The organism is Monashia sp. HAY1-5C, from assembly GCF_056755255.1.
In genome coordinates, this window is record NZ_JBPGXG010000076.1 from 1 (window position 1) to 21,854 (window position 21,854).

The following is a 21,854-nucleotide window of genomic DNA, read 5'->3' on the forward strand; positions in this document are numbered from 1 at the left end:
GATGGCGTGGGACCTGCGCGGCGACTACAACGACGAGCTGGCCCGCGCGCGCCTCTCGCGCAACCGCACCCTCAAGCAGATCCAGCTGCTCTACCCGCCCTACCCGTACGACCGCAACCACCCGATCCTGTCCGCGGGTGACTGGCAGCCCTCGGCGTCCGAGACCGACCAGGCCGCGAGCGGCGAGCCGGCGGCGCTGCGGCAGCTGCGGGCCCCGGACGGCAGACGGGCCGTCGACGCGACCCTGGCCGCCCTCGACGCCGTGCCGGCCGGCCTCGGCCGCGGCTCGGACATCGGGTCCAACTCGTGGGTCGTGTCGGGCTCGCGGACGACGACCGGCAAACCGCTGCTGGCCAACGACCCGCACCTCGGCCTGTCCATCCCGGGCATCTGGACGCAGGTCAACCTCCAGTGCCGCACCGTGTCGCAGACCTGCCCGTTCCGGGTGTCGGGCTTCTCCTTCTCCGGCGTGCCGGGTGTCGTCATCGGCCACAACGACAAGGTGGCGTGGGGGATGACCAACCTCGGCCCGGACGTCACCGACTTCTACCTCGAGCAGGTGAACGGCGACACCTACCTGCGCGACGGCAGGCAGGAGCCCGTGCGGACCCGCGACGAGACGATCCGGGTGGCCGGCGGAGCCGACGTCACCATCACCGTCCGCGCCACGGTGCACGGCCCGATCATGTCCGACGTCGTGCCCTCCATCGAGGAGGCCGGGGACCGGCTCGCCGTGCGCGGCGCCGCGCAGACCAACCGCTACGCGGTCTCGCTCGCCTGGACGGCGCTGACCCCGGGCACGACCGGCGACGCGATCTTCGCCCTCGACAAGGCCCGCAGCTGGGACGAGTTCCGCCAGGCGGCGGCCCTGTTCACCGTGCCGTCGCAGAACCTCGTCTACGCCGACACCGAGGGCCACATCGGCTACCAGTCGCCCGGGCGCATCCCGGTGCGCCGGTCCGCGACGCCCGGCGCCCCACCCGGGTACTGGCCGGCACCCGGCTGGGACAGCCAGTGGGACTGGAAGGGCTACGTGCCCTTCGAGGACCTCCCGGCGACGTACGACCCGCCCGAGGGCTTCATCGTCACGGCCAACCAGGCCGTGACGGCCAGCACCCGGCCGTTCCTGACGAGCGAGTGGGACTACGGCTTCCGGGCCCAGCGCATCCGGACGCTCCTCGCGGCTGCCACGAAGGTGTCGCCCGAGCTCATGGCCCGGGTGCAGGGCGACGTCCGCAACACGTACGCGCCGGCCCTCGTCGAGCGGCTCCTCGCGGTGCAGGTCGACGACTTCACCGGGCAGGCCCAGCGCCTCCTGCGCGACTGGGACGGCAGCCAGCCGGACGACAAGTCCCGCGACTCCGCGGCCGCCGCGTACTACAACGCGGTGTGGAAGCACCTGCTCGAGTACACCTTCGACGAGCTGCCGCCGGACATCGCCCCCGACGGGGGCAGCCGCTGGATGGTCGTCGTCGAGCAGCTGCTCAAGGACCCGAAGAACGACTGGTGGGACGACCGGACGACGCCCGGGGTCACGGAGGGCTCCGGGGAGATCCTCAAGCGCGCGCTCGTGGAGGCCCGCCTCGACCTCGCCAGGGAGCTGGGCAAGGTGCCCTCGACGTGGCGCTGGGGACGGCTGCACCAGCTCGACCTCAAGCACCCGGTGATGGGCGACCCCTCGGTGCCCGAGGCCGTGCGCGCCCTCTTCGACCGCGGTGGCATCGGGCTCGGCGGCGGCAACTCCATCGTCAACGCCAACTCGTGGAACGCCTCCAAACCCGGCTACGGCGTCACGACGGGTCCCTCGATGCGGATGGTCGTCGACCTGTCGAACCTCGACGCCTCGAGGTGGGTCAACTCGACCGGCCAGTCCGGCCACGCCTACCAGGACCACTACGCCGACCAGATCGACGCGTGGGCCGCGAACGAGTCCTTCCCGTGGCCGTTCTCCGACGCGGCGGTGGCCGACGGCACCGACGACGAGCTGACGCTCGTCCCGCCGGGCACGCCGCAGCCGTGACGCCTCCGTGCCGTGCCACGTCGTGCCGTGGTGCGCCTCAGGTGAGCAGGACGACGCGTCCGCTCGTCGTCACCCAGCCGTCGACGGGCTCGTCGTGGGCCTCACGGGGCAGGTCGACCTCGCTCGCCTCGCCCTCGTGCAGGAGTGTGAGGACCAGGGCGCCGGGCGCCCGGTGCCGCAGCGCCCGGTCGTAGCAGCCGCCGCCCTGGCCGAGGCGGGTGCCGTGCCGGTCGACCGACAGGCCCGGGGTCAGGACGACGCGGCAGGTCGCCAGCGCGTCCTGGCCCAGCCAGGCCGACCGCTCGGCCTGCGAGGGCGCACCGCGCAGCCGGCGCACGACCGATGCGTCGGCGAGCGCACCGCGCACGGCCGGACGCCACTCCAGCGCGTAGTCGCCGAGCACCACGGGTACGAGCACCTCGTGACCGGAGTCCAGCAGCGCCTCGACGAGCGGCCCGGTGGGGGGCTCTCCCGGCAACGACTCGTACACCGCCACCCGCCCACCCTCGGGGACGAGCGCGAGGACCGCCCGGGCGACGGCCGCACCGGCCGCGTCCGTGGCGGCGGCGTCGAGACCGGCGACGAGGTCACGCCGGCGCTCGCGTGCGGCGTGACGCACCTCACGCTTGTCCGGGGCGTTCACGCCCGACCCCCGAGCGTGGACTTCGGCTGCTCCCGGGAACCACACATGCGGCCCATCGTAAGGTGATGCCCATGAGTGACCAGGGGCTGCGTGCGTCGGTCGAGCTGATGGAGCGACGCGGCCTCGGTGCCGAGGCCATCAGGGTCTTCGAGTACTACTACGAACAGCTCGAGGGCGGCGCGCAGGGCACCATCCCCGAGGACTCCATCGAGCCCCTCGCCGAGGTCACCGAGCTGCGCAAGGTCTCGGTCACCGACGAGGAGGCGCGCAACGCCCTGTCGCAGACCGCCGTCATCAAGCTCAACGGCGGCCTCGGCACCGGCATGGGCATGACGGGCGCCAAGTCCGCCCTCGAGGTCAAGGACGGCCTGACCTTCCTCGACATCATCGCCAAGCAGGTCCTCGCGCTGCGTGAGCAGTGGGACGTCGCGCTGCCGCTCGTGCTCATGAACAGCTTCCGCACCCACGACGAGTCGCTGCGCATCCTGGAGAAGTACGACTCGCTGCCCGTCGACGGCCTGCCCCTGGACTTCATCCAGAACGCCGAGCCGAAGCTGCGCCCCGACGACCTCACACCGGTCCGGTGGCCGGCCGACCCCGAGCTCGAGTGGTGCCCGCCGGGGCACGGCGACGTCTACGTCTCGCTCGTCACCTCGGGCGTCCTCGACGCGCTCCTCGCCAAGGGGATCCGCTACGCGTTCCTGTCCAACTCCGACAACCTCGGGGCCACGTGCGACCCCGACGTCGCGGCATGGATGGTCGAGCGCGGCCTGCCGTTCGTCGCCGAGGTGTGCAAGCGCACGAAGAGCGACCGCAAGGGCGGTCACCACGCCGTGCGCAAGTGCGACGGGCGCATCGTCCTGCGCGACACCGCCACCGTCGCCGAGGGCGAGGAGCGGCACTTCCGTGACATCAACCGGCACGGCACGTTCAACGCGAACAACGTGTGGATCGACCTCGAGGTGCTGCGCGAGCGGATGACCGCGCGCGAGGGCGTCCTCGGCCTGCCCATCATCGTCAACCGCAAGAACGTCGACCCCGCCGACCCCACCTCTCCCGAGGTCATCCAGATGGAGTCGGCCATGGGTGCGGCCATCGAGGTGTTCGAGGGCAGCCAGGCGATCCTCGTCCCGCGCACCCGGTTCCGCCCGGTCAAGACGACCAACGACCTGCTCGTCATCCGCTCCGACTTCTTCGAGCTCGACGAGGGCTACCACATCGTCCAGACCTCCGAGGGCCCCGAACCGTACGTCGACCTCGACTCGGCGTACCGCTTCGTGCCGGGGTTCGAGAAGCGGTTCCCGCACGGGGTCCCGTCGATGAAGGAGTGCACGAGCCTGCGCGTCATCGGCGACCCCGTCTTCGGGCGCAACGTCCGGTGCGTCGGCGAGGTCCTCATCGACGGCTACCGGCGCGTCCTCGACAACGCCGTCCTCGGGGAGCCGGTGACGGCCGCGTCCGAACCCGCCGAGCAGCCCGGCGACCTCCGGACGGTCGACGAGCACCTGCGGGCCATCCTCTCGACGCTCGAGCCGATGCCCACGGCGTGGACGCCGCTCACCGAGTCGCTCGGGCTCGTCGTGGCGCGCGACGTCCGCGCCCGGGTCGACCTCCCGCACTTCGACAACTCCTCGATGGACGGCTACGCGGTGCAGGCCTCGTCGGTCGAGGGCGCCGACACCTCGCCCGTGCGGCTGCGCATCGTCGGCGAGGTGGCCGCCGGCGACGACCCGACCTTCGAGGTCGGGCCGGGCGAGGCCGCCCGCATCATGACGGGCGCGCCGATGCCGCGCGGCGCCGACGCCGTCGTCAAGGTCGAGGACACCGACGGTGCGGCCACCGGCGAGGTCGAGTGCCGGGCCGAGGTGCCGGTCGGGACCTTCGTGCGGCCCAAGGGCGACGACGTGCGCAGCGGCACCGTCGTCGTCCCGGCGGGCGAGGTCGTCGGGTCCCGCACCATCGCGCTCCTCGCCGCGTGCGGGTACGCCGAGGTCGAGGTGCACCGCCGCCCGCGGGTCGTCGTCATGTCGACCGGGTCCGAGCTCGTCGAGCCCGGAAAGCCGTTGCGGCCCGGGCAGATCCACGACTCCAACTCCTCCATGCTCTGGGCCGCCGCGGTGTCCGCCGGCGCCTCCGCCGAGATCCGTCAGGCCGTGGGCGACTCGGAGAGCGAGCTCATCGAGTCGCTGTCCGTGGCGGTCCGGGACGCCGACATCGTCGTCACCAGCGGTGGCGTGTCCATGGGTGCCTATGACGTCGTCAAGAGCGCGCTCGCCTCGCGAGGCGTCGAGTTCGTCAAGGTGGCCATGCAGCCGGGCAAGCCGCAGGGCTACGGCCGGCTCGAGGCCCCCGACGGTCGACGGGTGCCGATCTTCACGCTGCCCGGCAACCCGGTGTCCTCGTTCGTCTCGTTCGAGGTGTTCGTCCGCCCGGCCCTCCGACGCCTCATGCGCCTGGCGCCCGAGAAGCGCCGGATGCGTCCGGCCACCCTCATCTCGGGGGTCAGCTCGTTCGAGGGCCGGCGGCAGTTCGGGCGGGCCGTCGTGTCGCGCTCGGCCGAGGGCACGCTCGTCGCGGTTCCGGTCGCCGGGCAGGGGTCGCACTTCGTGGCCGACCTCTCGCGGGCCAACGCCCTGTTCATCGTCCCCGAGGACGTCACCGAGCTCGTCGCCGGCGAGGTCGTCGACGTCCTCGTGCTCGACCGGGAGGACTGAGGTGGCCGCGACCTCCGACGTCCCCGACGTCGCCGACGTGCCCGACGCGGCGGGTGTCCCTGGTGCCTCCGGTGCCCCTGGTGCCCCTGGAGGGCTGACCCACGTGCGGGCCGACGGCAGCGCCCACATGGTCGACGTGTCGGCCAAGCCGGTGACCGCGCGCGAGGCGAGCGCCGCCGGACGCGTCCTCCTGTCTGCCGCGGCGGTCTCGGCCCTGCGCGACGGCGTCGTGCCCAAGGGTGACGCGCTCGCCGTGGCCCGGATCGCCGGCATCCAGGCCGTCAAGCGCACCCCCGAGCTCGTGCCCCTCGCGCACCCGGTCGCGGTGCACGGCGTCGCGGTCGACCTCACGGTGGCCGACGACGGCGTCGACATCACCGCCACCGTGCGCACCGCCGACCGCACCGGCATCGAGATGGAGGCGCTCACGGCCGTCGCCGTCGCCTCGCTCGCGCTGGTCGACATGGTCAAGGCCGTCGACAAGCACGCCCGCATCACCGACGTCCGGGTCACGGCCAAGTCCGGGGGACGGTCGGGGGACTGGCGTGAGTGACGCGAAGGCGTTCGGCCGCGGCCGGCGGGCGGTCGTCGTCACGGCCTCCACCCGCGCGGCCGCGGGCATATACCCGGACCGCTCCGGGCCGGTCGTCGTCGCGCGGCTGCGCTCGTGGGGCTTCGAGGTGGGCCACGCCCTCGTCGTGCCCGACGGTGACGAGCTCGGCTGGGAGCTGCGTGACGTCCTCGCCAGCGAGCCCGACCTCGTCCTCACGACCGGCGGCACGGGGCTGACGCCCACCGACGTGACGCCTGAGCAGACGGCGCCGCTGCTCGACCGCCTCGTTCCGGGCGTCGCCGAGGCGATCCGCGCGGCCGGTGTCGCCAAGGGCGTGCCGACCGCGATGCTCTCGCGCGGGCTCGTCGGGATCGCCGGGCGCACCCTCGTGGCCAACCTGCCCGGCTCGCGAGGTGGCGTCGGGGACGCTCTCGAGGTGCTCGAGCCCGTGCTCGGGCACGCCCTCGACCAGATCCCGGGCAGTGACCACTGAGGTGACCACCGAGGTGACCCCCGACCTGACCACCGACCTGGACGCGGGGTCCACGCAGCCCGCGGCGGCTCGGCGCCCGAGATGAGGATGCCCTGGCGACCGGTCCGCGACGGCCGGGGTCGCTGGCCGGTGGTGCTGCGCGATGCGTCGACCGACCAGCCCGTCCTGCTGCGCCCGCTCGTCCTCGGTGACGAGCGCGAGTGGCAGTGGGTTCGGCGCGAGAACGCCGAGCACGTCAGGCCGTGGGAGCCGACGCTGCCCCCGGGTGCCGAGGCCCGGGCCCCGGTGTCCTTCCGCGACTTCGTCCGCGAGCTCGACGCCGAGGCGCGCGCGGACCGCGCGATGCCCTGGGCCATCGAGGTCGAGGGGCGCATCGTCGGGCAGGTGCACCTGTTCGGCGTCGTCCGGGCCGCGCAGCAGTCCTGCGCCGCCGGCTACTGGGTCGCCCAAGGGGTGACGCGCCGGGGCATCGCCACGCGAGCGCTCGCCCTGGCCATCGACCACGCCCTCGGCCCGGCCGGCCTGCACCGCGTCGAGGTCAACATCCGCGTCGACAACGAGCGGTCGCTCGGGGTCGTCCGCCGGCTCGGGCTGCGCGACGAGGGCGTGCGTGAGCGGTACCTGCACATCGACGGCCGGTGGCGCGACCACCGGTCCTTCGCGGTGACGCGCGAGGAGCTCGGCGGCGGCACGCTCCTCGAGCGGTTGTCACAGGTGTAACACCAGCCTCTTGCGCGACACGCCCCGAATGTGCAGGGCGTGCGCGCGCGGTCGCCCTACCGTGGGGTTCGTGCCAGTCAGCAGCCTCATCTTCGTCGTCATCGTGGCGATCTGGGCTGCCTACCTCGTGCAGCACTGGATGCGCCGCCGCGAGGACGCCGCCGCCACCAGGTCCGTCGACGGGTTCTCCGAGGCCATGCGCGTCCTCGAGAAGCGCCCCGTCCTGCCGGCCGTCGAGCCGCGCACGCCACGCCCCCACTCGTGGTCGGTGACGCCGGCCCGCACCGCCCGCCCGACGGTCGACGTCAAGCGCGCGGTGCCTGCCGGCCGCCGTCCGTCCCCGCTCGTGGCCCGTCGCGCCGAGGAGCACCTCGACGAGTTCCACGTCGAGCGCGTCGTCGCGGACGCCCTCCACGACGCGCAGGTCGAGGCCCGGTCCACGGCCGGTCGGCCCGCGCGGGTCCCCATGGCGCAGAGGCGGATTCGTGCAGTGGTGTTGCTCGCGTCGGTCCTGTGGATCCCGGCGTCGGTCACGCTGGCCGTCACCGGCGTCCTGCTGTGGGTCTCCGTCCCCTTCGCGGTGCTCACCGTCCTCGCCGTCCTCGTCTGGCTGCGTACCGAGGCCCAGCACGACCGCGTCCGGGCCGCCGCGGCGCGCGGCGTGCGTCGCGTCCGCGGCTCACGGTCCCGTGGCGGGCGCGTCGCCCCGGAGCCGGTGCTGACCAGCGACGACACCCAGGTCATCCACTCGACCGCCCACGAGGTCGCGTCGCCGGCGTCGACCCGCGGTACGCGCACGCCGCTCGGCGTCGACCGCGTCGTCATCCCCGCCGTCGAGCCGACGGTGGCCCGGCAGGCCGCCGAGGGTGCAGTGCGGGAGCGGGTCTTCGACGTCCAGGCTGCCGTCACCGGAGCCGTCCCGGTGGCCGGCGTGTCGCGCGGAGGGTCGGGCGCGACCACTGCCCGGGCTGCCATGCAGGCCGATGACGCCGTGCAGGCGGACGAGGCCGAGCAGCAGCTGCCACCGGGGAGCTGGAGCCCGGTGCCCGTGCCGAAGCCGACGTACGCGCTCAAGGCCAAGGCCGAACCGCGCTACACCGAGGGTGGCATCCCCGCCGACGTGTTCGACACGCCCGAGTTCGCCGACGAGGCCGAGGAGCTCGACGAGCGGGCCCTGTTCGCCCGTCGCGCCGTCTCCCAGTAAGGACCGTCGTCCCGGCGCCCCCTCCCTCCACGAGGTGGGGGCGCCGTCGCGCACCCTTGCGGGCAGGGCCGCACTATGACAACTTGGTTGTCATGAATCGGGTCGAGGCGGCCTATGCGGTCCTGCGTCATGTCCGGCCGCTCCACCAGTACTCGGCACGCGCGGTCTCCCGGCTGCTGGAGGGCACGGGGCTCACCCTCGCGCTCCGCGCGATCCTCGTGCTCGTCCTCGAGGACGGCCCGCAGACGGTGCCGGATCTCGGGCGGGCCCTCCTCGTGACGCGCCAGGGCGTGCAGAAGGTCGTCGACGACGGCGTCCGGCTGGGCTACCTCGAGCTGCGCGACAACCCCGCGCACGTGCGGTCCCGTCTCGTGGCCGTGACGCCCCGAGGGGAGGAGGTCCTCGCGGACGTCCACCGCGCGGAGGCCGTCGGTCTCGAGGCGGCCACCGCGGGCATCGACCCGGAGGACCTGGCGCGGTGCGCCGAGGTCCTCGGCCGCCTCACGGACGGCGTCCGGGCCGTCGCCGGGCCGACGCGGGACGGCCGCATCCCGACGTCGCCGCCGTCGACGCAGCCGGCGGGCCCTGACACGGCCGGCGGCCGCTGACGTCGCCCGGCCGTGTCCACGCGCTCGTCACCCCACCTTCTCGTCCACGTCCCACCAGCCCACCCACACCCCGGGAGCCCGCCCATGGAACGCCTCGACCTCGACCCCGGCCACCTGACCTACACCGACACGGGCGAGGGCGACCTCGTCCTCCTCCTGCACGGAGGGGGCCTCGACCACCGCATGTGGGACGAGCAGGTCCCCGTCCTCGCCGCCCGGTACCGGGTCGTCGTTCCCGACCTGCGCGGTCACGGCGCAGCGTCGACGCTCGACGTGCCGAGCCGCCACTGCGACGACGTGGCCGCGCTCGTGCGCCACCTCGACGCGGGCCCGGCCGTCCTCGTCGGCGTCTCCATGGGTGGGGGTGCTGCTACGGACGCCGCCCTCGAGCACCCGGAGCTCGTCCGGGCCATCGTCGTCAGCGGGACGGCGACGAGCGTCCCGACCTTCTCCGACCCCTGGGTGCTCGGCATCCTCGACGAATGGGGGCGGGCCATCGCCGAGCGCGACGCCGCAGCGTACGTCGAGGCCAGCCTGGCGTTCTGCGCCGGGCCGACACGTTCCCTCGACGAGGTCCGGGGTGACACCGTGGCGCGCTGCCGGCGGATGCTCACGGACACGCTCGCGCACCACGCCAGCCCCGACGCCGTCCTGCCCGAGCCGGTCCACGACGCCTGGGACCGGCTCGGCGACATCGACGTGCCGGTGCTCGCGCTGTGCGGCGGCCTCGACTCCGAGGACCACCGCGACATGGGCCGACGCCTCGCCGCCGCGGTCCGGCACGGGCGCTACGAGGAGGTGCCGGGCACGGCCCACTACCCGAACATGGAACGGCCGCAGCTGTGGGACGCCGCGGTCCACGCGTTCCTCGACCAGGTCGCCCCGGTGTCGCGCTGAGACTCGCCGTCAGGTCTGGGCCGGTGCGCCTTCGTCGTGCGGGGAGTGCCCAGGGGTCCGGTCGAGCGCGTCGGGGGACTCCCCGGAGAGCAGGTGCTTGCCGACGGCGTTCGAGACGGCCGCGAACGGCACCGCGACGAGCGCCCCGACGATGCCGGCGATGATGGACCCGCAGGCGATGGCGAGGATGACGGCGAGGGGGTGGACGCTGACGGCCTTGCCGAGCAGGAACGGCTGGAGCACGTGCGACTCGAGCTGCTGCACGCCGATGACGACGGCGAGCATGATGATCGCGACCGCCGGACCGTGCGCCACGAGGGCGAGCAGCACCGCCACCGCACCCGACAGCAGGGCTCCCACGATGGGGATGAAGGCGAGGAGGAACACGAGGATGCCGATGGCGAAGGCGAACGGCACCTTGAGGATCGCGGCGCCGACGGAGATGCCGATGGCGTCGACGAGCGCGACGATCATCGTGGCCCGCACGAACGCCGACAGCTGTCCCCACGCGACGACGCCCGAGGAGTCGACGCGCTCGCGGGCCGTGTGCGGGAACAGCCGCACGATCCAGGACCAGATGCGCGGGCCCTCGTAGAGGAAGAAGAAGAGGGAGAACAGGGCGATGAACAGGCCCGCGACGAAGTGCGTCGCCGTGAGGCCGACGGCGGCCGCGGTGTCCCCGAGGTTGCCCGACTGGCTGACCTTCTGGCGGATCGTGTCGAAGTACTGGTCGAACTGCGCGTCGGTGATCTTGAAGGTGGTGCGCACCCAGTCGCGGATCTGGCCGATGCCGGTGGCCACCTGGGCCGTCAGGTCCGAGAGCCCGCTCGTGAACTGCGTGCCGACGAGGGTGAACAGCCCACCGATGACGATGATCGTGCCGAACACGGTGAGGCCGGCCGACGCGCCCGTGGGCAGCCGACGGTGCAGCCGGTTCGTCACGGGGCGGAGCAGCGCGGTGAGCAGCAGCGCGATGGCCACCGGCACGACGACCTCGGACACGCCGCGCAGGATCATCGTCAGCACGTAGAGCGCACCGATGATGAGCAGCAGCCGCCACGACCACTCGCTGGCGGTCTTGACACCGGCAGGCACGGCCGCGGCCTCGATGCCGCCCCGGCCGAGGGCGTCGCCGGTGGAGTCGGTCGTGTTCCCGGTGGCGGAGCCGGTGGAGCCGGTGGAGTCGGTGGAGTCGGTGGCGGGTGCCGTGGCCGGGCCGGTGGCGGAACCGGGCGCCGTGGGACGGGGGGCGGCCGCCCGACCGGGCACAGCCGGACCCGGCCGGTCCGGGGGCTCGGGCGTCCGGACGGAGGAGGCGTCAGCCGCGTTGTCGGTCACGTGGACACCGTACGTCCACCTGTCCGGGTTGAGCCGCATCACCACGGCCCGGGCCGGTCGAGGCCGCACCGACCTGGTCCGCCGGGAACCGGCACTGCGTACGCTCGGGGCATGAGTGACGTTCCGGCCGAAGCCAGCCCGCCCCTCGCCGTCACCGGGTCCACCGGGTGGCTCGGCGGACTCGTCGCGCGTGACCTCGCCGAGCGTGGGGTGGCCCAGCGTCTCCTCGTCCGCGACGCGGCCCGCGCGCCGCAGCTGCCCGGCGCAGTGACCCACGTGTGCACGTATGCCGACGGCGGTTCGGCGCGGGCGGCTCTCGATGGCGCCCGGACGCTGTTCATGGTGTCGGCCGCCGAGAACGTCGACCGCCTCGCGGAGCACAAGGCGTTCGTCGACGCCGCGGCGGACGCCGGTGTCCGGCACGTCGTCTACGTCTCCTTCTTCGGCGCGGCGCCGGACGCCACCTTCACGCTGGCCCGCGACCACGCGGCCACCGAGGAGCACCTGCGTGCCTCCGGGATGGCGTGGACGTTTCTGCGCGACAACCTCTACCTCGAGTTCGTGCCCCACATGACGGGCGACGACGGTGTCATCCGCGGTCCGGCCGGTGACGGGCGCGCTGCGGTCGTCGCGCACGAGGACATCGCCCGAGCCGCCGTGGCCGTGCTTCTCGACCCCGACAGGCACGCCGGCGCCACGTACGACCTCACCGGCCCCGAGTCGATCACGCTGACCGAGGCGGCCCGGACCTACAGCGAGGTCACCGGTCGTCCCGTCACCTTCCACGACGAGACGCTCGAGGAGGCGTACGCGTCGCGGGAGACGTACGGGGCCCCGAGGTGGCAGGTCGACGCGTGGGTGTCGACGTACGCGGCGATCCGCGCCGGCGAGCTCGACGGCGTGACCGACGACGTCGAGCGCCTCACCGGTCGCCGGCCCCTGTCGTTGCGCGAGTACCTCGAGCGCGAGAACGGCTGAGCGGCTCCGGCGCCCGCGCCGGCTCAGTCCCGGGCGGCCGTCTGCGCGCCCACGAGGTCGGCGGTCTGCCGGGCGATCGCGAGCTCCTCGTTCGTCGGCACGACGGCCACGGCCACGGGGGCGCCGTCGGGCGACACGACTCGTGCCCCGGCCGACCGCGCGGCGTTGCGCTCGGCGTCGACGCGGACACCGAACGCATCGAGGCCCTCGGTGACGGCGGCCCGCAGCCGCGGGCTGTTCTGGCCGATGCCGGCGGTGAAGACGAGCGCGTCGAGACCACCGAGGACCGCGACGTAGCCCCCGACATAGCGCTTGAGCCGGTGCACGACGACGTCGAACGCGAGCGACGCGTCGTCGTCCCCGGCGTCCATCCGCTCGACGAGCTCGCGGAAGTCGTTGACACCGGCGAGGCCGACGAGGCCCGACCTCTTGTTGAGCAGGGTGTCGATCTCGTCGAGGGAGAGGCCGGCCTCGCGAGCCAGGTAGGCGTGCAGGCCCGGGTCGACGTCGCCGGACCGGGTGCCCATGACGAGGCCCTCGAGCGGCGTCAGTCCCATCGAGGTGTCGAGGGCGCGGCCGCCGCGCACGGCCGAGGCCGAGCACCCGTTGCCGAGGTGGAGGACGACGACACGGAACGTCGGGTCGTCGGCGCGTCCGAGCAGCTCGGCCGTGGCGCGGGAGACGTAGGCGTGCGACGTGCCGTGGAAGCCGTACCGACGGATCGAGTGCTCCCGGGCCAGGCTCCGGGGCAGCGCATACGTCGACGCGGCGGCCGGCAGGTCTGCGAAGAAGGCGGTGTCGAAGACCGCGACGTGCGGTACCGCGTAGCGGTCGCGGGCGGCCTCGATGCCGGTGACCGCCGGCGGGTTGTGAAGCGGCGCAAGGGGACTCAGCTGACGGATGCGGTCGAGCACGTCGTCGTCGATGACGACCGGCGCCGAGAAGTCGGCACCACCGTGGACGACGCGGTGACCGACGGCACGCAGCGGCACGGTGTCGAGGTCGACGCCGTCGGCGCGCAGGCGGTCGGTCATCGCCCGCAGCGCTGCCGCGTGGTCCGCGACGCCGCCACCGGGCTCGCCGATGCGTTCGACGAGCCCGTTGGCGAGCACGTCACCGGTCTCGGGCACGAGCAGCTGGTACTTGAGCGACGACGACCCGGCGTTGAGGACGAGGACGGGTCGGGTGGCGTCGCTCATGCCGGCTCCTGCCCCTCGGCCTGCGCCTGCACGGCAGTGATGGCCACCGTGTTGACGATGTCGTCGACGAGCGCGCCCCGCGACAGGTCGTTGACCGGCTTGCGCAGGCCCTGCAGGACGGGCCCGATGGCGACGGCGTGGGCGCTGCGCTGCACCGCCTTGTACGTGTTGTTGCCGGTGTTGAGGTCGGGGAAGACGAACACCGTGGCGCGTCCGGCGACGTCCGAGCCGGGCAGCTTGGCGCGTCCGACGGTCGGGTCGATGGCGGCGTCGTACTGGATGGGGCCCGCCAGGGCGAGGTCGGGGGCACGTTCGGCGACGAGCGCCGTTGCGGCGCGGACCTTCTCGACGTCGGCGCCCGAGCCGCTCGAGCCGGTCGAGTAGGACAGCATCGCCACGCGCGGCTCGATGCCGAACTGGCGCGCGGTCTGCGCCGACGAGACGGCGATGTCGGCCAGCTGCTCGGCCGTGGGGTCGGGGATGACCGCGCAGTCGCCGTAGACGAGGACGCGGTCGGCCAGGCACATGAGGAAGACGCTGGACACGGTGTCGACGCCGTCGCGCGTCTTGACGAACTCGAGCGCCGGCCGGATGGTGTGCGCCGTCGTGTGGACGGCGCCCGACACCATGCCGTCGGCGAGGCCGAGCTGGACCATCATCGTGCCGAAGTACGAGACGTCGGTGACGACCTCCCGGGCCCGCTCGAGCGTGACGCCCTTGTGGGCGCGCAGCCGTGCGTACTCCGCGGCGAAGCGCTCGACGAGCTCGGGGTCGGTGGTGGACACGACGCGGGCGTCGTCGAGGTCGAGCCCGAGGGTCGACGCGCGGGCCCGGACGGTCGTCTCCTCACCGAGCAGCGTCAGGTCGGCGACGCCGCGGCGCAGCAGCACGTCGGCGGCCTCCAGGATGCGGTCGTCGCCGCTCTCGGGCAGGACGATGTGGCGGCGGTCGGAGCGAGCGCGCTCCATGAGCTGGAACTCGAACATCAGCGGCGTGCGCACCGACGACGACGACACGTCGATGGCGGTGAGGAGTGCCGACTGGTCGACCCCCTCGGAGAAGAGGCGCCGTGCGACCTCGATCTTGTTGCGCGAGGACTTGGTCATCGGCCCGAAGACGCGCGACGCGCGGCCCGCGGTGGTCATCGTGTCGGCGTCGGTCAGCGCGATCGGCAGGTCCTGCTGCACGCCGGCCGACAGGCGCGCGATGGCCTCGGGGATCTCGTAGCCGCCGGTGAGGATGACACCGGCGAGGCTCGGGAACGTGCCGGACTGGTGGGCGAGGACGAGCCCCGGCACGAGGTCGCTGCGGTCGCTCGGGGCGATGACGGTCACGTCGGTGCGCAGCCGCGGCAGCACGTTGGGCAGGCTCATCGCGGCGACGACGAGGCCGAGGCTGTCGCGGTCCATCCACGCCGCGTTGCCGAGGGCGAGCCGCGCGTCGGTGGCCTCGGTCAGCTGCCGGAAGCTCGGAGCCCGCAGCAGCGGGTTCTCGGGCAGGGCCGCGGTGACGGCGAACGGCAGGTCGGCGAGCGCGGCACGGACGGCCTCGAGGTCGTCCGGCTCGACGCGGTTGGCGATGACCGCCACCGGCTCGGCGTGGTTGGCCCGCAGCTCGGCCAGGGCTCCGTCCGCGGCCACGCGCACCTGCTCGGGCGTTCGGTCACGACCGTGGACGACGAGGACGACGGCGGACCCGAGGTTGGCGGCGACGCGCGCGTTGAAGGACAGCTCGGTGCCGGTGGAGACGTCGGTGTAGTCCGAGCCGAGGACGAGCATCACCTGGAACCGCTTCGCGAGGCGGCCGAACCGCTCGACGATGACGTGCAGCGCCTCGTCGGGGTCGTCGTGGGCCTGGGCGTAGGTGACGCCGAGCGCCTCCTCGTACGTCTGGTCGGTGCCCGGCTGGGCGACGAGCATCTCGACGATGTGGTCGACCTCGTCGGCGGGTCCGGTGCCGCCGAGCGTCGTCAACGGTCGGAAGACGCCGACCGAGCCGACCTCGCGCACGAGTGCGTCGAGCAGTCCGAGGGCCACCGCGGACTTGCCGGTGAGGCCCTCCGGTGAGGCGAGGTAGACGCTGCGGCTCACGGTCCGAACCTAGCGGGTCGCCGCTGCCGGCAGCGGCCGGGTGGCTCAGCCATGGTCGGGTGGGGTCGGCGCGGCGCCGAGGCGTTCGAGGAGGGCCACGGCGTCGTACGGCGCCCGGCCCTGGATGTCGTTGTCGAAGTAGACGTGCACGTCGTGACCCTCGTCGGCCCAGGACCGGCACTGCTCGGCCCACCGGTCGAGCGAGGCGTCGGAGTAGCCGCCGGAGTACAGCGTGGTCTCGCCGTGCAGCCGCACGTAGCGGAAGTCGCTCGTCGCGTCGCGCATCACGGGGAAGCGGCCCGCGGTGTCGGCGACGACGACGGCCACCCCGTGCCGGGCGCACAGCCCGCGGGCCTCGTCGGTGTCGAAGCTCGGGTGTCGTGGCTCGAGGGCGTGCCGCACGGGTCGGTCGACGTCGGTGGTCGTCAGCACCCGGTCGTCGGCCAGCTTGTCGTCGTGGCGGGCCGCGAGGTCGGCGAGCTCACGCGTCGTGCGGGGGAGCTGGGCGAAGAACGCGTCGAGGCGGTCGGCGTCGAAGGTCAACCGCTCGGGCAGCTGCCACAGGAAGGGGCCGAGCTGCTCGCCGAGCGCGAGGACCCCCGAGGCGAAGAAGTTGGCCAGCGGGGCCTCGACGTCGCGCAGGGCCTTGAGATGAGTGATGAAGCGGCCACCCTTGACGGCGAAGTCGACGCCCCGGGGCACCGACTCGCGCCAGCGCGCGTAGGACGTCGGCCGCTGGAGGGAGTAGAACGAGCCGTTGAGCTCGATCGAGGTCATCCGTTCCGCGGCGTACGTCAGCTCGAGCCGTTGCGGCAGGCCCTTGGGGTAGAAGTCACCGCGCCACGACGCGTAGCGCCACCCGGAGATCCCGACGTGGAAACGGCCCATGCGGCCACCGTAGGGGCCCTTGACGCGCGCCGGACGCGTCACGCGCCGCGCGGCGCGTACATGATGAGCGCGACGCCGAGCAGGCACACGAGCGCCCCCGCGACGTCCCACCGGTCCGGCCGGAACCCGTCCACGGCCATGCCCCAGATCAGCGACCCCGCGACGAACACCCCGCCGTACGCGGCGAGGATCCGCCCGAAGTGCGCGTCCGGCTGCAGCGTCGCGACGACACCGTAGACGCCGAGGGCGATGACGCCCGCCCCGACCCACGCCCAGCCACGGTGCTCGCGAACGCCCTGCCAGACGAGCCACGCGCCCCCTATCTCGGCGATCGCTGCGAGCGCGAAGAGGACGAGCGAACGGGCGACGGTCATGGCGTGATCATGCCGCCTGCGCGGTGCGACCGACGAGCCAGCGGTGCCGCTTCCGGACGTGCGGACGCCGGCCAGCCTGCCGACCTCGGCTCCGCACATGGACGCCGAGGACACGACCCGCTGTGGGTCGGCTGGCGCGGTGTCTCGACGGACCCGGCGCCACCGTTCGTGAACGTGCGGCGCCGGGTGGGCGGGCCGGGGTGCCGGTCACTCAGGTCGTCAGGGCTTGCGCAGTGGTTGGCCCGGGAGGTGCTGCGTACGCAGCCTCAGCGCGTTGCCGATGACGCTGACCGACGAGAGCGCCATCGCGGCCGCGGCGATCATGGGCGACAGCAGCAGCCCGAAGGCCGGGTAGAGCACGCCGGCTGCGAGGGGGATGCCGGCGGCGTTGTAGACAAAGGCGAACACGAGGTTCTGCCGAATGTTCGACATCGTGGCCTCGGACAGGGCGCGGGAGCGGACGATGCCGGTCAGGTCTCCCTTGAGCAGGGTCACACCGGCGCTCTCGATCGCGACGTCGGTGCCGGTGCTCATGGCGATGCCGACGTCGGCCGTGGTCAGGGCGGGGGCGTCGTTGACGCCGTCGCCGGCCATCGCCACGACCCGGCCCTCGGCGCGCAGGGCCTTGACGACGTCGCTCTTGTGCTCGGGCAGCACCTCGGCCTCGACGCGGTCGATGCCCAGGCGACGGGCGACGGCGTGGGCGGTGACCTCGTTGTCACCGGTGAGCATGACGACCTCGATGCCGTCCTCGCGCTGGGCCTTCAGCGCGCCCGGCGTGGTGTCCTTGACGGGGTCGGCGATGGCGAGCACCCCGGCGACGCTGCCCTCGACCGCGACGTAGACGGCGCTGGCGCCGTCGGCCCGTAGCCGGTCCGCCTTGGCGTCCATGCCGGCGGTGTCGACGCCCTGGCCGGCCAGGAACGTCTTGCTGCCCACGAGGACCCGGGCACCACCGACCGTGCCGGTGACGCCCTTGCCGACGGGGGCGTCGAACTCCGTGACGTCGGGAACGTTCAGTCCCGCGTCGGTGGCGGCCCGGACGACGGCGAGACCGAGCGGGTGCTCGCTGGCGCGCTCGACGGCGGCCGCGAGCCGCAGGACCTCGTCCTGGTCCGCTCCGTCGGCGGGGCTGATGTGGGTGACGGACGGGCGGCCCTGCGTCAGGGTGCCGGTCTTGTCGACGACGAGGGTGTCGACCTTCTCCATCAGCTCGAGCGCCTCGGCGTTCTTGATGAGCACGCCGAGCGAGGCGCCCCGGCCGACGCCCACCATGATCGACACGGGTGTGGCCAGGCCCAGCGCACAGGGGCAGGCGATGATGAGGACGCTGACCGCGACGACGAGCGCGTGCGCCATGCGCGGGTCGGGGCCCGCCGTGGCCCAGACGACGAACGCGGCCACGGCGATCACGATGACCGCGGGCACGAAGACGGCGGAGACGCGGTCGGCGAGCCGCTGGATCGGTGCGCGGGAGCGCTGCGCGTCGGCCACCATCTGGACGATGCGGGCGAGCATCGTGTCGCGCCCGACCTTCTCGGCACGGATGACCAGTGAGCCGGTCTGGTTGACGGTGCCACCGATGACGACGTCGCCCGTCGTCTTGGTCACCGGCATCGACTCGCCGGTGACCATCGACTCGTCGACGGTGGTGCGGCCCTCCTGGACGGCGCCGTCCACGGGGAGGGACTCGCCGGGCCGGACCCGCAGCAGGTCGCCGAGCTGCACCTCGTCGAGGGTGACGTCGGCCTCGTTGCCCTCGGTGTCGATGCGGTGGGCGGTCTTGGGGGTGAGGTCGAGCAGCGCGCGGATGGCCCCCGACGTGCTCTCCCGTGCGCGGAGCTCGAGGACCTGCCCGAGCAGGACGAGGGTCGTGATGACGGCGGCGGCCTCGAAGTAGACGGCGACCGCACCGTCCATCCGGAAGGCCTCCGGGAACAGCCCGGGCGCAACGGTCGCCACCACGCTGAACGCCCACGCCACGCCGGTGCCCATCGCGATGAGGGTGAACATGTTCAGCTTCATCGTTCGAAGCGAGGTCCAGCCTCGCTCGAAGAACGGCCAGCCGGCCCACAGCACCGCCGGAGTGGCCAGCACGAGCTGGGCCCAGCTCGCCGCGGGGGCCGAGATGGCGTCCCGCAGGGCGGGGACGAGGTCGCGCCCCATCGACAAGACGAGGACCGGGATGCTGAGGATCAGGGCCACCGTGAACCGGCGCGTCATGTCGGCCAGCTCGGGGTTGGGTCCGCTGTCCGCGGTCACGGTGACCGGTTCGAGCGCCATGCCGCAGATCGGGCAGGTGCCCGGTCCCGGTCGTCGGACCTCCGGGTGCATGGGGCACGTCCACTCGGCGACGTCGCCGACCGGGACCGCAGGAGCGGCGACCGCTTCGTGGTTCGCGTGCGGGGAGCTGTCCAGGTGGTGGTGCTCGTGGCCATGGCTGCCGTGGTCGTGCACGCCGTGGTCGTGCACGCCGTGGTCGTGCACGCGGTGGTCGTGCCCGCCGGACGCGGGCGCCGAGGACCCGAGGTAGGCGCTCGGGTTCACCTCGAACGCGGCCTTGCAACCGGCGGAGCAGAAGTAGTAGTCGTGTCCGTCCACCACGAGGTGGTGCTCGCTGGTGGCGGGGTCGACGTCCATGCCGCAGACCGGGTCCTTCACGAGCGAGGTCGTCGAGGTCGAGTGCTCGCCGTGGCTGTCCATACCCTCAAGATACCCCCATAGGGTATGCCGTCAAGTCCCGGAGGAGCGCCACCTAGATGAAGAGCAGCTGCGCCCCGTCGGTCAGCTCGATGAAGTCCGAGGCCGAGATGATTCCCTCGACGTCGTCGCGCAGGTCCTGCTCGGTCAGGTGCTGCATGTCCGCGGACATCCGGCATGCCCACAGGTGCCCGCCGGAGGCCACGATCTGGTCGAGGAAGTCGGGCACCTCCGGGACGTCCAGGTCCGCGATGGCCTTCTTCATCTGCGACGTCGCGAGGTGCGTCATACCCGGGACGCCGCCGAGCCCCTGGGGCAGGTGGGTGGCGGTGTTGCCGAGCATCGTGAACTTCAGGTGGCCAGACGTCTTCTTGTTGATCATGTCGAAGCCCCAGAACGTGAAGAACAGGTGCGTCTCGACGCCTTCCCCGAGCGCCGCGTTGGCGAGGATGAGGCCGGGGTAGGCCATGTCGAGGTTGCCTTTGCTGCAGATGATCGCGAGCTTGCGACCCTGCGCGTCGGGAGCGTCGAACGACGGGACGAGCGGGGCGGTCTGGGTGGCCTGGGTGGTCATCACACACATCCCTTCGGCTTGGGCAGTCCCGCGACGTACGCCATCTTCTTGGCCGGCTTGCCGGGGAAGAGGTCGAAGAGGGACTTGATGGGGGTGCCGGTCTGCGTGCTGACGCGGCGTAGCGTGGCGGTCTCGCCCTGGTGGGCGAAGTCCTCGCGCAGGAAGTGGACGAGCTTCCAGTGCTGGTCCGTCAGCTCGATCCCGATGAGGTGGGCGAGCTCGCTGCCCAGATCGTCCGACCATTGGTCGGGGCGGGTCAGGAAGCCCTCGTCGTTGACCTCGACGGCATGGCCGGCGATCGTCGTGGTGGGCATGGTTGCGCTCCTTGTCTGAGCTCAGGCGGCGGGGACCTTCCCCGCCATCGACATCTGCGCGGGCAGGCCGAGGGGTCGTCCGGGGAGCAGGAGGTTCCAGTAGATGTGGCGGAACGCGAGCTTGCCGACGTGGTTGGCCCGCGACTGCTTGAGCAGCGTCATCGGCCCGAGGTGTGGCAGCGGGAAGGTGCCGGTCAAGGGCTCGGTGTCGTAGTTGAAGTCGAGCAGCATCGCCTTGCCGCCGCCGGACTCGACAAAGCAGTTGGCGTGCCCGTCGAACGAGTGGCTCATCGGGCGCCCGGCTGCGTGCTCGACGAAGTTGTCCGCGAACACCTCGACGGAGAAGTGCGCGACGGAGCCGGCCTTCGACGTCGGGATGTTGCTCGCGTCGCCGAGGGCGAAGATCGATGCGTGCTCGGTGGAGAGCATCGTGTGCTTGTCGACCGGGACGTAGCTCAGCTCGTCACCGAGCCCCGAGCGCGCGACGAAGTCGGCGCCCATGTTGAGCGGGATCGTCACGAGCTGGTCGTATGCGATCTCGCGCTCGTCGTAGGAGACGAGGACTCTTCGCTCCTGGTCGACGTGCTCGACGAGGAAGTCGGTCTCGAGGGTGATGCCCTTGTCGGCCAGCAGGTGGCCGAGCTCGCGGCTCGCGACCGGCTTGGTGAAGGCGCCGTCGAGCGGGGTCACGTAGACGAGCTCGGTGCGGTCGCGCAGGCCCCGGCGGCGCAGGAAGTCGTCAGCGAGGAAGGCGAACTCGAGGGGCGCCACCGGACACTTGATCGGCATCTCGGTGATGTGCACGACGAGACGGCCTCCCGAGAAGCCGTCCAGCGCCTCGCGTAGGGCCATCGCCCCGTCGAAGGTGTAGAACTCGCCGACGCTGCGGTGCCACTCCGGCCCGAGCATGCCGGGCGTCTGGTCGGGGCGCGGCGACGTACCGGAGGCGATGACGAGCTCGTCGTAGGCGAGGGTGCGGCCGTCGGCCAACGAGACCTCGCGGGCCTCGGGGTCGACACGTTCCACGTCGCCGAGCACGAGCTCGATGCCGTCGCCGATGAGTCTGTGCCGGCTTCGTCGGACCTGGTCGGGCTCGATGAGGCCGAACGGCAGGAAGAGGTATCCCGGCTGGTAGTCGTGGGTGTCGTCCTTGTCGACGACGGTGATGCGCCACTCGTCGGCGGGTAGGCGGTGCCTCAGCTTGTTCACGACCATGGTGCCGGCCGTGCCCGCTCCCAGTACTACGAGTGATCTCGTGGTTGTGGTCATGCCTCGACGGTACCCCTGTGGGTATTGGATTCGCTGTGAGCGAGGAGACAGGCGGGGTGTGATGTGTCAGACAGGCGCACCGGCGTCGTCGACGATCCAGGAGCAGCTCGACAGGGAAGGGTGAGGTGAGGAGCTGAGGGGATTCCGTCGGCTCCGCTGCGCTCCGCCTCCTCCCGAATCCCCATACATGTTCCAGAACATGAAGCAGGACCGGACGAAAGGGCGCATGATCGGACGTTCGCGCCGCGCAGAGGCTCAGGCGGCTTCAACCTGGCTGT

At 72.5% G+C, this 21,854-nt stretch carries 19 protein-coding genes; 9 read left to right on the forward strand and 10 right to left on the reverse strand.

Features of this window, described 5'->3' with window-relative positions; all coding sequences use genetic code 11:
* On the forward strand, positions 1–2,020 hold a 2,020-nt coding region (locus ACR9ZK_RS12735; RefSeq protein ID WP_481342295.1), incomplete at its 5' end, for a penicillin acylase family protein.
* A gap of 37 nt (positions 2,021–2,057) precedes the next feature.
* Here the strand turns inward: ACR9ZK_RS12735 and ACR9ZK_RS12740 are convergent.
* Positions 2,058–2,663, reverse strand: a complete 606-nt coding sequence (locus tag ACR9ZK_RS12740; protein WP_481342296.1) for a 5-formyltetrahydrofolate cyclo-ligase — start codon at positions 2,661–2,663, stop codon at positions 2,058–2,060.
* A gap of 71 nt (positions 2,664–2,734) precedes the next feature.
* On the opposite strand from ACR9ZK_RS12740, the gene ACR9ZK_RS12745 reads away from it, so the two are divergent.
* The 7 genes from ACR9ZK_RS12745 to ACR9ZK_RS12775 all read left to right on the forward strand — a co-directional run bounded on the left by ACR9ZK_RS12745 (position 2,735) and on the right by ACR9ZK_RS12775 (position 9,852).
* Positions 2,735–5,377 carry a UTP--glucose-1-phosphate uridylyltransferase gene (locus ACR9ZK_RS12745; RefSeq protein WP_481342297.1) on the forward strand — a complete coding sequence of 881 codons (2,643 nt, stop codon included), beginning with the start codon at positions 2,735–2,737 and terminating at the stop codon, positions 5,375–5,377.
* A 127-nt stretch (positions 5,378–5,504) separates the two neighbouring features.
* Entirely contained in the window at positions 5,505–5,930 is a 426-nt protein-coding gene (gene moaC / locus ACR9ZK_RS12750) for a cyclic pyranopterin monophosphate synthase MoaC (protein ID WP_481342313.1), read from the forward strand.
* A complete protein-coding gene (locus ACR9ZK_RS12755; protein ID WP_481342298.1) occupies positions 5,923–6,423 on the forward strand; it encodes a MogA/MoaB family molybdenum cofactor biosynthesis protein in 501 nt (166 codons plus the stop codon). The genes moaC and ACR9ZK_RS12755 overlap by 8 nt, the downstream gene beginning before the upstream one ends.
* 81 nt (positions 6,424–6,504) lie before the next feature.
* Positions 6,505–7,143 (forward strand): GNAT family N-acetyltransferase, encoded by a 639-nt coding sequence (locus ACR9ZK_RS12760; RefSeq protein ID WP_481342299.1) that lies wholly within the window; start codon positions 6,505–6,507, stop codon positions 7,141–7,143.
* A gap of 70 nt (positions 7,144–7,213) precedes the next feature.
* Complete coding sequence (locus ACR9ZK_RS12765; protein WP_481342300.1) at positions 7,214–8,347, forward strand: hypothetical protein; 1,134 nt, start codon at positions 7,214–7,216, stop codon at positions 8,345–8,347.
* Positions 8,348–8,439: 92 nt separating this feature from the next.
* On the forward strand, positions 8,440–8,955 hold the full coding sequence (locus ACR9ZK_RS12770; protein ID WP_481342301.1) for a MarR family winged helix-turn-helix transcriptional regulator: 516 nt from the start codon (positions 8,440–8,442) through the stop codon (positions 8,953–8,955).
* A gap of 84 nt (positions 8,956–9,039) precedes the next feature.
* A complete protein-coding gene (locus tag ACR9ZK_RS12775) occupies positions 9,040–9,852 on the forward strand; it encodes an alpha/beta fold hydrolase (protein WP_481342302.1) in 813 nt (270 codons plus the stop codon).
* Between the two features lie 9 nt (positions 9,853–9,861).
* On the opposite strand, the gene ACR9ZK_RS12780 is transcribed toward ACR9ZK_RS12775, so the two are convergent.
* Entirely contained in the window at positions 9,862–11,190 is a 1,329-nt protein-coding gene (locus tag ACR9ZK_RS12780; protein ID WP_481342303.1) for an AI-2E family transporter, read from the reverse strand.
* A 111-nt stretch (positions 11,191–11,301) separates the two neighbouring features.
* Between ACR9ZK_RS12780 and ACR9ZK_RS12785 the strand changes: the two genes are divergently transcribed.
* Entirely contained in the window at positions 11,302–12,168 is an 867-nt protein-coding gene (locus ACR9ZK_RS12785; protein ID WP_481342304.1) for an SDR family oxidoreductase, read from the forward strand.
* Positions 12,169–12,191: 23 nt separating this feature from the next.
* Here the strand turns inward: ACR9ZK_RS12785 and ACR9ZK_RS12790 are convergent, their stop codons facing one another.
* The 8 genes from ACR9ZK_RS12790 to sqr all read right to left on the reverse strand — a co-directional run bounded on the left by ACR9ZK_RS12790 (position 12,192) and on the right by sqr (position 21,576).
* A complete protein-coding gene (locus tag ACR9ZK_RS12790) occupies positions 12,192–13,367 on the reverse strand; it encodes an acetate/propionate family kinase (protein ID WP_481342305.1) in 1,176 nt (391 codons plus the stop codon).
* Positions 13,364–15,457, reverse strand: coding sequence for a phosphate acetyltransferase (gene pta / locus ACR9ZK_RS12795; RefSeq protein WP_481342306.1), 2,094 nt, complete (start codon positions 15,455–15,457; stop codon positions 13,364–13,366). The genes ACR9ZK_RS12790 and pta overlap by 4 nt, the downstream gene beginning before the upstream one ends.
* A gap of 45 nt (positions 15,458–15,502) precedes the next feature.
* Positions 15,503–16,345, reverse strand: a complete 843-nt coding sequence (locus tag ACR9ZK_RS12800; RefSeq protein WP_481342307.1) for a DUF72 domain-containing protein — start codon at positions 16,343–16,345, stop codon at positions 15,503–15,505.
* 38 nt (positions 16,346–16,383) lie between these two features.
* Positions 16,384–16,719, reverse strand: coding sequence for a YnfA family protein (locus ACR9ZK_RS12805; protein ID WP_481342308.1), 336 nt, complete (start codon positions 16,717–16,719; stop codon positions 16,384–16,386).
* A gap of 219 nt (positions 16,720–16,938) precedes the next feature.
* Positions 16,939–19,422 carry a heavy metal translocating P-type ATPase gene (locus ACR9ZK_RS12810; protein ID WP_481342309.1) on the reverse strand — a complete coding sequence of 828 codons (2,484 nt, stop codon included), beginning with the start codon at positions 19,420–19,422 and terminating at the stop codon, positions 16,939–16,941.
* 52 nt (positions 19,423–19,474) lie between these two features.
* A complete protein-coding gene (locus ACR9ZK_RS12815; protein ID WP_481342310.1) occupies positions 19,475–19,993 on the reverse strand; it encodes a DsrE/DsrF/DrsH-like family protein in 519 nt (172 codons plus the stop codon).
* Positions 19,993–20,307 (reverse strand): TusE/DsrC/DsvC family sulfur relay protein, encoded by a 315-nt coding sequence (locus tag ACR9ZK_RS12820; protein WP_481342311.1) that lies wholly within the window; start codon positions 20,305–20,307, stop codon positions 19,993–19,995. The genes ACR9ZK_RS12815 and ACR9ZK_RS12820 overlap by 1 nt, the downstream gene beginning before the upstream one ends.
* Before the next feature lie 21 nt (positions 20,308–20,328).
* On the reverse strand, positions 20,329–21,576 hold the full coding sequence (sqr, locus tag ACR9ZK_RS12825) for a type III sulfide quinone reductase, selenoprotein subtype (protein WP_481342312.1): 1,248 nt from the start codon (positions 21,574–21,576) through the stop codon (positions 20,329–20,331).
* Positions 21,577–21,854: the final 278 nt, after the last annotated feature.